9 protein-coding genes are annotated in these 12,989 nt (G+C 41.6%); 5 read left to right on the top strand and 4 right to left on the bottom strand.

The features are described 5' to 3' along the window. Positions 1 to 70: 70 nt before the first annotated feature. Complete coding sequence (locus ABI125_03825; protein XCF06994.1) at positions 71 to 2,251, bottom strand: histidine kinase; 2,181 nt, start codon at positions 2,249 to 2,251, stop codon at positions 71 to 73. Between the two features lie 259 nt (positions 2,252 to 2,510). On the opposite strand from ABI125_03825, the gene ABI125_03820 reads away from it, so the two are divergent. Beyond that, the gene (locus ABI125_03820; GenBank protein XCF06993.1) at positions 2,511 to 3,668 is read left to right on the top strand and encodes a vWA domain-containing protein; all 1,158 of its coding nucleotides are present in this window, start codon (positions 2,511 to 2,513) and stop codon (positions 3,666 to 3,668) included. Between the two features lie 56 nt (positions 3,669 to 3,724). On the opposite strand, the gene fsa is transcribed toward ABI125_03820, so the two are convergent. Continuing rightward, the gene (fsa, locus tag ABI125_03815; GenBank protein ID XCF06992.1) at positions 3,725 to 4,381 is read right to left on the bottom strand and encodes a fructose-6-phosphate aldolase; all 657 of its coding nucleotides are present in this window, start codon (positions 4,379 to 4,381) and stop codon (positions 3,725 to 3,727) included. A 6-nt stretch (positions 4,382 to 4,387) separates the two neighbouring features. Beyond that, positions 4,388 to 6,427, bottom strand: coding sequence for a transketolase (locus tag ABI125_03810; protein XCF06991.1), 2,040 nt, complete (start codon positions 6,425 to 6,427; stop codon positions 4,388 to 4,390). 306 nt (positions 6,428 to 6,733) lie between these two features. Here ABI125_03810 and aspS point away from each other — a divergent pair, with 306 nt between their 5' ends. From aspS to ABI125_03795, 3 genes are read left to right on the top strand one after another with little or no spacing between them, the layout of a single operon-like run. Beyond that, entirely contained in the window at positions 6,734 to 8,488 is a 1,755-nt protein-coding gene (aspS, locus tag ABI125_03805; protein XCF06990.1) for an aspartate--tRNA ligase, read from the top strand. Positions 8,489 to 8,533: 45 nt separating this feature from the next. Then, entirely contained in the window at positions 8,534 to 10,321 is a 1,788-nt protein-coding gene (locus tag ABI125_03800; GenBank protein ID XCF06989.1) for a chloride channel protein, read from the top strand. 2 nt (positions 10,322 to 10,323) lie between these two features. Continuing rightward, positions 10,324 to 10,560, top strand: a complete 237-nt coding sequence (locus ABI125_03795; protein XCF06988.1) for a hypothetical protein — start codon at positions 10,324 to 10,326, stop codon at positions 10,558 to 10,560. A 62-nt stretch (positions 10,561 to 10,622) separates the two neighbouring features. Here the strand turns inward: ABI125_03795 and ABI125_03790 are convergent, their stop codons facing one another. Next, a complete protein-coding gene (locus ABI125_03790; GenBank protein XCF06987.1) occupies positions 10,623 to 11,072 on the bottom strand; it encodes a nucleoside deaminase in 450 nt (149 codons plus the stop codon). A gap of 60 nt (positions 11,073 to 11,132) precedes the next feature. Here ABI125_03790 and dxs point away from each other — a divergent pair, with 60 nt between their 5' ends. Beyond that, entirely contained in the window at positions 11,133 to 12,887 is a 1,755-nt protein-coding gene (gene dxs, locus ABI125_03785) for a 1-deoxy-D-xylulose-5-phosphate synthase (GenBank protein ID XCF06986.1), read from the top strand. Positions 12,888 to 12,989: the final 102 nt, after the last annotated feature.

Raw genomic sequence — 12,989 nt, 5'->3', positions numbered from 1 at the left:
TTAGTTTGAAGCTGGAAGCCTGAAGCGTGAAGTTTTCTTCCAACTCCGCACTTCGTACTTCCAGCTTTAATCAGTCCTTTTTCAATGTTACCACTACTTTGGTTCCCGTGTCTTCTTCGGCCTGCAAATCGTCAATAAACACGTCCACTTTATCTTTGTACATATCGTTCAAAATAGCCACCCGCTCTTTTATGTTGCCCATCCCCTTTGAATTTTGCTTCTGTTGGTTTTCGGTTTTCAAGGCTTTCGATTTGGCCCGACCGATGCCATCATCCGTAATGGTGATTTTTATTTCCTCGGGAGTGGTTTGAACGATATCAATCTCTAAATGCCCTTTACTTTTTTTGTAGCGCAGCCCATGCCAAACAGCATTTTCAATATAAGGCTGCAACAACATGGGCGGAATAACAAACTCTTGCAACTTTATGTGTTCATCAACTTTTATACTGTAATCGAACTTATCCTTAAACCTGAAATGTTCCAGTTTGGTGTAAAGTTGAAGAAGTTCGATTTCCTTTTCCAACGGAATAAAATCTTCTTCGCTATTTTCCAAAACGGCACGCATAAGCATGGAAAAATCGGTAAGGTATTTATTGGCTGTGCGTTCGTCGTTTGAAGCAATAAAACTGTTGACCGAATTTAGGGCATTGAAAATAAAATGCGGATTCATTTGGCTACGCAGACTTTTCAGAGCCAATAAATTGTTAGCCAACCGTTGCTGTTTGATGTATTTAAACATTAAAAAAGCTGCGATTAGCAATAAGAGAAGCCCGCCAACCAACGAATAAATAATCAAGGTTTGCCGTTTCGATTGCTCTACGGTCAATTGGTATTTGCTTTGCGACAGTTCGCGCTCGCCCTCCAAACTTGAAATCCGGTTTTGCTTGCTCGCTATATCTTTACTGAAACGAGCCGCCTGCGATATTTCCTGTTCTTTTAGTGCATAGAGCGTATCCACCAAATCGACGTAACTTTGATAGGCAACCAAAGCTTTATCGAATTGCCCGGCATCGCGGTACACCTCCGATAATTTTCGGGTAGCATCCTTCTTAACAATCAAATCCTTTTTTTTGCCCGCCTCCGAAATACTTTTTTCGAGATACTGAATGGCATTGCCATAATCACTTTGAGAGGCATAAGCATTACCTATTTTATAATTTTGCTTTTGGGGAGTTAGGGCACTTTCGTTGTTAAATTCGGCTTCCTCTTCTATTTCAATCAAGGTATTTAACGCTTCTTTCCGCAGTTCAATTTCATCCGAAAAATCATTGGTTTCACTTTTAAAATCGGCGACTTTCAATTTTTCCTCAACGGCTCGTTTTTTGTTTTCGGTATTGGCCAACTGCATCGATTTTTCAAAGAACGATTCCGCTCTCCGCACCTCACCCTTGGCATTGTAAACCTGCGCTATTTTTGAGTTGAAATCGGTAATCTTTGGAGTAATTAAATGTTGTTTGGCAATTTTTAGACCTTCCTCGTAAAAATCGATGGCAGGCTGATAGGATTTAATTAAAAAATTAACATCGCCCAAGCCCATGTAAAGTTCAGTGAGCTGCCAATTGGAAAGACTATTTTTATCAATGCCTTTGTAGGTTTCCAAACTCTCTTGATAGTTTTTGTTTTGTCCGTAGGCATCAGCAAGCTTAAGGCTTACCAGGTTGGTTTTTCTATTCTGTAGACTAATCCGGTAGTTTGACACCGCCAAATCATACTGTTTCCAATGTGTATAAATGTCGCCCAAAACCTCGTAGGCTTCCCCGTTTTGCTTCGTTGAACTACTTTCAACCAGGGCATCGGCTACAAATTGAATGCTCTTTTTGGCATCGGTTTTCAAATAGGCTTCCGCCGAATCAATAAGCGCATTGAAACTTTCGGCTTTTGATAATCTGGAAAACTTTTTCAGTTTGGAAGTACTGATTTCCTCGTCGCTAGGCTCAACTTCAACCCTTATCCGTTCATCACTTTTAATGGTGTAAACCACGGTTTCAAAATCTTTGTGCCTAATAGTGAGTTCGTCGCCCTTCCGTGCTTCAATCCTAAAATCGCCAAAAATATCGGTGGTGGTGTACTGTCCGCCATTCACCTCTACATTAACATTGGGTATGGGGTTGCGGGTATCACGCTCAATAACCGATCCGCGCAACGTAAATTTCGGCTCTTCGGTTTTGCGCAACAGGTCGTTTTGCCCAAACAGTAGTGTTCCGCTAAAAAAGAGATGAAAAATGAAAATGTATTTTAAGGCAACGCGCATTCGCTTCGTTTAAATGAATTATCGAGTAGCTAAACTTACGCACTTTACTTGGTTTAATAAAATGTGTGTTCTGCAAAACCTTGATTTTTTTATATGGAAAATCAAACTTCACACAACCAAAAAGCGGTTTCACTCATTAAAATGTAGCTTTGGCTCATTCTGCCTTTTATAAGAAATAAGTTGGCTCTAGTTTTATGTTGTCAATGAACCAAAGTGGACATTTAGTTTAATTCATCTTCAATTAAAAAACGTAAACATCATGAAAACGCAAATCAAAACCCTGTTAGTATGCTGCTCGCTTGCCACAATTTTATCCTGCAACGCCAATAGCAAAAAACAGGATGTGGCTCAATATCAAGTGAGCGCAGATCACCCCGAGCCCAACAAACAATATATAAAAGTCGCCTTACTTTTGGACACTAGCAATAGCATGGACGGATTGATAGACCAAGCCAAAGCTCAGCTATGGGACATTGTAAACGAACTATCGTACGCCAAATGCGGCATCCAAAAACCCAATCTACAAATTGCATTATACGAATATGGAAACGATAATTTGAATAGTCGTGAAGGCTACATCAGGCAGGTTTTGGCTTTTAGCGAAGATTTGGACGATATTTCAAAAGAACTGTTTTCGCTCACCACAAACGGTGGCGAGGAATACTGTGGGCAAGTGATCCAAACTTCGTTAAACCAGTTGGATTGGGGCAAAAACCCCGACGACTTGAAACTGATTTTCATTGCCGGCAACGAACCTTTTACCCAAGGCAAAGTAAACTATAAAGATGCCTCGACCAACGCCAACGAAAAAGATGTTACGGTAAACACTATTTTTTGTGGCGATTACAACCAAGGCGTTTTAACTAACTGGAAAGACGGCGCCCGTTTAACCCATGGCGATTACATGGCCATAAACCATAACCGAGCCACGGTACATATCGCTTCGCCCTACGATGACGAAATCTTAATTTTAAACCGAAAACTGAACAAAACCTATTTGGCCTACGGTAAAAAAGGCATGGAAAAAATGGCACTTCAGGCCGAGCAGGATGCCAATGCCAATTCGTACAGCAAGGCCAACGCCGTAAAACGGACCATCAGTAAAAGTTCGCACCTGTACAAAAACAAAACTTGGGACTTGGTGGATGCCGTGGAACAGGAAGAAGTAGTTGTTGCCGATATTAAAGAAGAAGAACTCCCAACGGAACTAAAAGGGAAAAGCGAAGCGGAGATTGAAGCCTACATTGCCACAAAAAGTAACGAACGGGCCGAAATCCAGAAGAAGATCAAAGCACTTAACGCCAAACGCAAAGACTACGTTTTAAAACAACAGAAAGAAAACACCAACGGTTTGGAAAACGCTATGATAAAGGCCATAAAGGAACAGGCCAAAAAGAAAAAGTACAGTTTTCAATAATAAAAAAAGCCTCGAAAACATCAGTTTTCGAGGCTTTTATTATTTAATCTTTAGGCTTACTTGTTCCCTTTTTCGTAATCGGCCAAGAACTTCGCCAAACCGATATCAGTCAATGGGTGCTTCAACAATCCGGTGATTGAAGATAACGGGCCGGTCATCACATCACTGCCAATTTTCGCACAGTCGATAACGTGCATGGTGTGACGAATGGAAGCCGCCAAAATTTGCGTTTCGAAACCGTAGTTATCATAAATTTGTCTGATTTCAGCAATAAGGTTCAACCCATCGGTTGAAATGTCGTCTAACCTTCCCAAGAACGGCGATACGTAAGTGGCTCCCGCTTTGGCGGCCAACAAGGCCTGCCCTGCCGAAAACACTAAAGTCACATTCGTTCTAATGCCTTTATCAGAGAAATATTTACAAGCTTTGATACCATCGGCAATCAACGGTAATTTTACCACAATCTGTGGGTGTAGCGCTGCCAAAGCCTCGCCTTCTTTTACCATACCATCAAAATCGGTTGAGATTACTTCGGCACTTACATCGCCCTCAACAATATCACAGATTTTTTTGTAGTGATTCAATATATTCTTTTCCCCTGTAATACCTTCCTTTGCCATTAAAGAGGGGTTAGTGGTAACGCCATCCAATACACCCAAAGCCTGTGCTTCGGCTATCTCGTCTAAGTTGGCTGTGTCGATAAAAAATTTCATAATATTTTAGTTTTGTTGTGTTTTTAAATAGGCCAATACCTCTTGGCTCACCTTTTCTCCCGTAAACCCGAACTTATCGTCCAGTACGCCTGCTGGTGCAGAATATCCGAAGTGCTCCAATCCGAACACTTTCCCGTTATCTCCTACCAAACCTTCTAAGTTTACAGGCAAACCAGCTGTTAAACCAAACAATGGTTTGTTTTTAGGAATGATGCTGTTTTGATAATCTTTTGATTGTTGTTTGAATAAGCCCTCAGAAATCACCGAAGCAATACTAACTTTAAGGTTGTGGTCTGCTTCTAAAATTTCGGCAGCAGCCACTAAAGTTGATACTTCCGATCCGTTGGCTACAAGCACCACATCTGGATTATCAACAGATTTCACCAAATAACCACCTTTTTCGGCCGCTAAAGCCGCTTCGTAACGAGAACCTTCAGCAGGTACATCTTTTATACCCTGACGCGATAAAATTAAACCTGAAGGTGTATCAGTATTTTCCATAGCCATTTTCCAAGCAACGCTAGTTTCGGCAGAATCTGCAGGACGTAACGCTAAGAAACTTTGTTTGTGGCTGTGGTTTTGAAGTTTTTCTAACAAACGAATTTGTGCTTCTTGCTCAATAGGTTGGTGTGTTGGCCCATCTTCACCTACTCTAAAGGCATCGTGCGTCCACACATATTTAACTGGCAATTCTTGAATCGCACTTAAACGAATGGCAGGCTTCATGTAATCTGAAAACACAAAGAATGTTGCTACAACCGGAATAATACCACCGTGTAATGCAATACCGTTCGCGATACAAGCCATAGTTAATTCGGCAACACCGGCTTGTAAGAACGAACCAGAGAAATCTCCTTTTTGTAAAGACGATGTTTTCTTTAAGAATCCATCCGTTTTATCAGAGTTAGATAAATCGGCAGAAGACACGATCATGTTTTCTACGTTTTCAGCTAAATACGCTAACACGTTAGAAGATGCTGCTCTAGACGCTAAGCCTGCTTTGTGCTCAACTGAAGCAAAATCTAATTCTGGTAATTGTCCCGAAAGGAAGAAATCCAATTTATCGGCTAGTTCAGTATTGGCTTTTTTCCAAGCCTCGATTTCAGCTTTCTTTTCAGCTGCTTGTTTTGTTTTTTGTTCGATTAGGTTTTTATAGAAATCGTTTACCTCATCAAAAATCTCAAAAGGATTGTCAATATCGGCACCAAGGTTCTTTAATGTTTTTTCGTAATCGGCACCGGTGTCGCCAATAGGCTTACCGTGCAATTCGCAATGCCCTTCGTACATGCTTCCATCGGCCGTTACACAACCTTTACCCATTATGGTTTTACCAATAATCAGGGTTGGTTTTTCGGTTTCGTTGTTGGCATCAGTCAAGGCCTTTCTAATTTCATCGTGGTCATGACCATCAATGGTTACCACTTTCCAGCCCCAAGCTTCGTATTTTTTAGCAGTGTCTTCGGTGGTTACTTCGTCAGTTGAAGTCGACAATTGGATATCGTTAGAATCGAAGAACATAATAAAATTGCTCAAGCCCAAGTGCCCGGCAATCCTTCCTGCCCCCTGAGATATTTCCTCCTGGATACCTCCATCGGAAATAAATCCGTAAATCTTGTGGTTCATCCAATCGCCAAATCTAGCCTGTAAAAACTTGGCTGCAATGGCTGCCCCAACACCCATAGTGTGCCCTTGGCCCAGTGGCCCAGAGGTGTTTTCAATTCCCCTTTTAACATCTACTTCTGGATGACCCGGTGTTACAGAGCCCCACTGTCTAAAGTTGGCGATGTCGTCTTTTGAATAGTTGCCCAACAAATAATACTGAGCGTACATTAAGGTTGAGAGGTGGCCGGCGTCCATAAAAAAACGGTCCCTGAAAGGCCACTCCATATCAGACGGGTCGTAATTAAAAAATTCTGAATATAAAATGTGCATAAAATCTGCCCCGCCCATTGGTCCTCCCGGGTGGCCAGAATTCGCCTTTTCTACCATGGCAACGGCCAGTGCTCTAATATTATCTGCCGCCTGTTGATCAATTTTTTTGTTCATTTTTTTAATTACAATTTTGTCTTTGATATTGTTTGTTATTTTTCCATCACTTACTAAAAAAGCAACGATCCGCAAAACTAAAACTTTTTATCCAAAACCCTTATTTAATTTCAAATTATATGGCTGTGAAAACATTACAACTCATAAATTTGGTGTAAACATGCAAAAAAACCCACAGGCAAACAATATAGCTGTTTGCATTTTAGGCTGTTGAAGTATTTATAGGTTCAACAAACCACCAAAAAAAACCACAGATTAATTCATACTATAAGGGATTTGCTTAAATTTGCAGCCTAAAATTTTTCTATGTACCGAAGTCATAATTGTGGTGAATTAACATCGACAGATATCAATAAAGAAGTGACCCTTGCCGGATGGGTTCAAAAAATAAGAGACAAAGGCTTTATCGTTTGGGTAGATTTGCGCGACCGTTACGGCATCACCCAATTGGTTTTTGATGAAGAACGCACCTCGAAAACACTTATCGAACAGGCTCAAAACTTGGGTCGCGAATTTGTGGTTCAAGTTAAAGGCACTGTTATTGAGCGTGCTTCGAAAAACCCGAATATCCCAACTGGGGACATAGAATTATTGGTTTCAGAATTGAACATTTTAAACGCAGCCAAATTACCGCCCTTTACTATTGAAGATAAAACCGATGGCGGTGAGGACATCCGAATGAAATACCGTTATTTGGACATCCGCCGAAACCCTGTAAAAAACAGTTTAATTTTTAGGCATAAGGTTACCCAAGAGGTTCGTAATTACCTTTCAAAAGAAGGATTTATTGAAGTAGAAACGCCTTATTTAATAAAATCAACTCCCGAAGGTGCCCGCGATTTTGTGGTTCCTAGTCGCATGAACGAAGGTCAGTTTTATGCCCTTCCGCAATCGCCACAAACATTTAAGCAATTGCTTATGGTGGGTGGCATGGATAAATATTTCCAGATCGTGAAATGTTTTAGGGATGAAGACTTACGTGCCGACCGTCAGCCCGAGTTCACCCAAATAGACTGCGAAATGGCCTTTATAGAGCAGGAAGATATTTTAAATGCTTTTGAAGGGTTAACACGCCATTTATTAAAAGAAATTAACGGTGTTGAAGTTGAAAAATTCCCAAGAATGCTTTACGACGATGCCATGCGTTTATATGGTAACGACAAACCAGACATTCGTTTTGGGATGGAGTTTGGCGAATTGAACGCCGTGGCTCAACACAAAGATTTTAACGTATTTAATGCTGCCGAATTGGTTGTTGGTATTGCCGTACCGGGCGGAAATAGCTACACCAGAAAAGAAATCGATAAATTGATTGATTGGGTTAAGCGTCCGCAAATCGGCGCATTGGGCATGGTATATTGCCGATGCAATGACGACGGCAGTTTTAAATCTTCGGTCGATAAATTTTACGACCAGGACGATTTGGCGAAATGGGCTGAAGCTACCGGCGCAAAACCTGGCGATTTAATCTGTGTGCTTTCTGGCGACAAAAACAAAGTAAGAACACAGTTAAGTGCTTTACGTATGGAATTGGCCGAGCGTTTAGGGTTGCGTAAACCCGATGAGTTCGCTCCGCTATGGGTAATGGATTTCCCTTTATTGGAATGGGACGATGAGACCAATCGTTACCACGCCATGCACCACCCCTTTACCGCGCCAAAACCAGGACAGATTGAATTGCTAAAAACCGATCCCGGTGCCGTAAAAGCCAATGCTTACGATTTGGTGTTGAACGGCAACGAAATTGGCGGTGGCTCAATCCGTATCCATGATAAAGAAACCCAAGCCTTGATGTTCGATTATTTAGGCTTTACTCCAGAGGAGGCAAAAGCACAGTTCGGCTTCTTAATGGATGCTTTCCAATATGGGGCACCACCACACGGCGGATTAGCATTTGGTTTGGATCGACTGGTGGCCATATTGGGCGGACAAGAAACTATTAGAGATTTCATTGCTTTCCCGAAAAACAATGCCGGTCGCGATGTGATGATTGACGCTCCTGCTCCTATTGACGATGAGCAACTGAATGAATTGAGTTTAAAACTTAACTTAAAACAATAAAACAAAATCCTGCTGAAAAGCGGGATTTTTTAGTAGTTTTATACAATGCCTGTTTCAACTAAAAGTTTGTTGCGTAAGTTTTTAATCTGGAAATACAAACATCTTTCAGAGCAGCAATTTATTTACATACTCAGCATACTTGTTGGTTTTTTGGCAGGAATCGGTACGGTAACCTTAAAAAACCTTACACACTACATCCGTCTGCTTTTTGAGTTGGATTTCCTCAAAAACTATCAAAACTCATTATACTTTGTTTTTCCTATTATTGGATTATTTCTGGTTTATGTTATTAAACAGACTTGGCTTAAAAAACATATTGGGCACGGTATTTCATCAACGCTTTACGCTATTTCAAAGTTAAATGGAATCATTCCGCGGTACAATATTTATGCGGCTTTAATCACTGCGCCGTTAACCGCTGGATTTGGTGGTTCGGTGGGGTTGCAGGGGCCTGCCGTTAGTGTGGGTTCAGCATTGGGCTCCAACGCCGCACGCCTGTTCCATATGAATACCAAAACCCGAATGCTGCTTATTGGTTGTGCAGCGGCAGGTGCTATGGCCTCTATGTTTAAGGCGCCCATTGCGGCAATCATTTTTGCCATTGAAGTCTTTAGTCTCGATATTGCGTTTACCTCGTTAGTCCCTTTACTTTTGGCATCGGTTTCAGCAGTAGTGACCTCCTATATGTTTTTAGGAACAGACATATTGCTTCGGTTTCAACTCACCGATAAATTCCAAGTGAACGACATTGCGTTTTACGTAGTGTTAAGTGTTGTGACTGGCTTGGCATCCGTATATTTTTCCAAAGTATTTTTTGCCATTACCAACTTCTTCAAACAATTTGAAAGTCGGGCGAAGCGCCTTTTAATTGGAGGCATTGCCATAGGCACCATGCTTTATTTTATTCCGCCCCTTTATGGTGAAGGTTACGGCATTATGAATAATCTTTTGAAAGGCGACCACTTGGCGGCCATTGGCACCACACCATTGGATTTGGACCTATCGAATATATGGATTGTTGTTGCGTTGCTTTTGGGCATTTCGGTTTTTAAAGCCATTGCCATGACCACCACCTTTGGCGCCGGTGGCGTGGGTGGTGTTTTCATTCCTACCTTGGTAATGGGAAGCGCCTTAGGAAACGCCTTTGCTAAAATTATTAACCATATTGGGTTAGGCTTTCATGTTTCGGAATCAAATTTTACGCTTATCGGGATGACGGGGCTTATGGCTGGGGTATTACACGCCCCTCTAACCGCTATTTTCCTTATTGCTGAAATCACTGGAGGATACGAGCTTTTTGTACCGCTTATGATTGTTTCAGCCGTATCGTTTGCCATAACAAAATACTACGTATCGCATTCCATTTACACGTTGAAGCTTGCCGAACGCGGCGAACTGATGACGCACGATAAAGACCAAAACGTACTGATGGTGTTAGACATCGACAAAGTCATCGAAACCAATTTTATAACATTAACACCTGAAATGAAATTGGGAGAGATTTTGAATGAAGCCGTGGCCAAATCATCGCGAAACCACTTTCCCGTGGTTAATGATGAACACGAATTTTTGGGCGTGATTAGACTTGACGATATACGCCATATGATGTTCGACACCAGTTTATATGATAAAGTAGATGCCGCCAGCCTGATGCATGCCGACGCCGGAATTATTGATTACGATGCAGATTCCATGCACGATATCATGGAAAAATTTAAAACTACTGGCGCTTGGAATTTGCCTGTAACCAAACAAGGTAAATATTATGGTTATATTTCAAAATCGAAATTACTGACTGCTTACCGCCGCCAACTGATAAAATTCACAAAGTAAACATGAAATACCTCATCATTATATTGACCATTGCCGTTTTTACGAGTATTATTTTAGGTTTCACACTCGATGTGGACTACTCCGAAAAGTTGATTGGTTTTGGGGTCGCTGGACTGTTTTTGGTGGTTTTCCCCTTGTTTATTTATCACCGTTGGAAAGACCGAAACTTAAAAGATTATATGCTTACCAAAGAAAATTTGGATAAAATGCGTGAGAACCAGCGTGACAGTAAGTATTAGTTTTCTCCATTCATTACAGAATGAATTAATGAGATCCTGAAACAAGTTCAGGGTGACGAACGTCAATTCAAATTCCGTTTTTCAATAAAAAAGCGTTTTAAAAGCGTAGAAGCCTCTTCCTCCAAAACACCACCTTTCATTTGAGTTTTGGGGTGCAGTTTGGTTTTCAAATTGATACATCCGCGCTCCATATCTCGAGCCCCATAAACAATATTCGAAATTTGGCTCCAATACAAAGCCCCCGCACACATTTGGCAAGGCTCCAAAGTGACATAAAGCGTGCAATTTTGAAGATATTTTCCGCCTAAAAAATTCGCTGCCGCTGTAATGGCCTGCATTTCGGCATGGGCCGTAACATCGTTAAGGGTTTCTGTTAAATTATGTCCGCGGGCAATAATCCTATTATCAATTACTACAACCGCCCCTACCGGGATTTCCCCTTTTTCAAATGCCATTTCGGCTTCCTGCAAGGCTTTTTTCATAAAATAGTCATCATCAAACGGCTCGATCATTCAAATAAAATTTTGGTTTCAAATCAAAAATACAATTTCATCTGCTACATTTGTATTCAAATGCAAAATTTACTCCAACAAATCCATTCTCCCAAAGACCTCCGCAATTTAAGTACGAACGACCTGCCGGAGTTAGCCAAAGAATTACGCCAATTTATCATCAACATTGTGGCCACCAAAGAAGGTCATTTAGGTGCGAGTTTAGGCGTGGTGGAGTTGACCATTGCATTACACTACATCTTTAACACTCCCAACGACCAATTGATTTGGGATGTGGGCCACCAAGCTTACGGACACAAAATATTAACCGGCCGCCGCGACCAATTTCACACCAATCGGCAGTTGGGCGGAATCAGCGGTTTCCCAAAACGAGAAGAAAGCGAATATGATACTTTTGGTGTTGGGCATGCCTCCACCTCTATTTCGGCAGCTTTGGGCATGGCCATTGCTTCGAAAATTAAAGGCGATACCGAAAAACAACATATTGCCGTTATTGGCGATGCCAGTATTGCTGGTGGGATGGCTTTTGAAGGACTCAACCATGCCGGCGTTACCGATGCCAATATTTTGGTAATACTCAACGACAATGCCATTGGCATCGACCCAAGTGTAGGTGCACTAAAGCAGTACTTAACTAACGTAAAAAAGGGCACCCAAAAACGGAATAATATTATAAAAGCTCTAAACTTTGACTATTCGGGCCCCATTGATGGTCACGATTTTGAGGCTTTGTTGAAAGAACTGAAACGACTAAAAAAAATAGAAGGTCCTAAATTTCTGCACGTTATTACCACAAAAGGAAAAGGACTGAAACAAGCCGAAGCCGACCAAGTCAAATACCACGCCCCCGGAAAGTTTGATGCCAAAACGGGCGATTTAATTGCTAAGGCCAAATTAAAGCAGCCTCCAAAATATCAGGATGTATTTGGGCATACCATTGTAGAGCTAGCCAAAACGAACCCAAAAATTGTGGGGATCACCCCTGCTATGCCAACGGGAAGTTCACTTAAATTTATGATGGAAGCCATGCCCGATCGAGCTTTCGACGTGGGCATTGCCGAACAACACGCCGTAACCCTAGCGGCAGGCATGGCCACACAAGGTCTTATTCCGTTTTGCAATATTTATTCCACTTTTTTACAACGGGCCTACGACCAAATTATACACGATGTGGCCCTGCAAAAACTACCCGTTGTTTTTTGTTTAGACCGTGCCGGATTGGTCGGTGCCGATGGCGCCACCCACCACGGTGTGTTCGATTTGAGTTATCTGCGCTGCATACCCAACCTCATCATTTTTGCACCGCGAAACGAAATGGAATTGCGAAACATCATGTATACCGCCCAATTAGGATTGGATATGCCTATAGCCATTCGCTACCCACGCGGCATAGGCGTCACCATAGATTGGGAACAACCCTTTGAAAACATTGAAATTGGGAAAGGTATCGTTTTAAAAGAAGGACAGGATTTGGCTGTTTTAACTATTGGCAACATGGCCAAAAATGTAACCGAAGCCGTTGAAAAATTAGACGTGTCGCATTACGATATGCGTTTTGTAAAACCGCTGGATGAAACCTTATTGCACCATATTTTTAAAACCCACCACACGATTGTTACGGTTGAAGACAACGCCATAAATGGTGGTTTTGGAAGTGCCATTTTAGAATTTGCTGCCCAGCACAATTACCACAACACCGTAAAGGTTTTAGGTATTCCCGACACCTTTATCGAACACGGCAGCACGGCAGAACTGCAACAAGCTGTTGGCTTGGATACAAATAGTTTAAAAGCTCTTTTTGAAAGTTTGCTCTGATTGCTAGTTTTCAACTAATTTGACTTTACAGAAAACTTCAACTATATTCGTTGTCAATCATTAATTTCCGATTATTAAAACAGCATAAACCAACCCTCAACT

This window comes from Tamlana crocina, from assembly GCA_040429635.1.
Taxonomy (GTDB): domain Bacteria; phylum Bacteroidota; class Bacteroidia; order Flavobacteriales; family Flavobacteriaceae; genus Flavisericum; species Flavisericum crocinum.
This window is presented reverse-complemented; position numbering and strand designations above follow the sequence as displayed.

What these genes read in the sequence shown, in the direction of transcription:
- dxs (XCF06986.1), top strand. Translation starts at nt 11,133, where the DNA reads ATGCAAAATTTACTCCAACAAATCCATTCTCCCAAAGACCTCCGCAAT.
- ABI125_03800 (XCF06989.1), top strand. Translation starts at nt 8,534, where the DNA reads ATGCCTGTTTCAACTAAAAGTTTGTTGCGTAAGTTTTTAATCTGGAAA.
- ABI125_03795 (XCF06988.1), top strand. Translation starts at nt 10,324, where the DNA reads ATGAAATACCTCATCATTATATTGACCATTGCCGTTTTTACGAGTATT.
- fsa (XCF06992.1), bottom strand. Translation starts at nt 4,381, where the DNA reads ATGAAATTTTTTATCGACACAGCCAACTTAGACGAGATAGCCGAAGCA.
- ABI125_03810 (XCF06991.1), bottom strand. Translation starts at nt 6,427, where the DNA reads ATGAACAAAAAAATTGATCAACAGGCGGCAGATAATATTAGAGCACTG.
- ABI125_03790 (XCF06987.1), bottom strand. Translation starts at nt 11,072, where the DNA reads ATGATCGAGCCGTTTGATGATGACTATTTTATGAAAAAAGCCTTGCAG.
- ABI125_03825 (XCF06994.1), bottom strand. Translation starts at nt 2,251, where the DNA reads ATGCGCGTTGCCTTAAAATACATTTTCATTTTTCATCTCTTTTTTAGC.
- aspS (XCF06990.1), top strand. Translation starts at nt 6,734, where the DNA reads ATGTACCGAAGTCATAATTGTGGTGAATTAACATCGACAGATATCAAT.
- ABI125_03820 (XCF06993.1), top strand. Translation starts at nt 2,511, where the DNA reads ATGAAAACGCAAATCAAAACCCTGTTAGTATGCTGCTCGCTTGCCACA.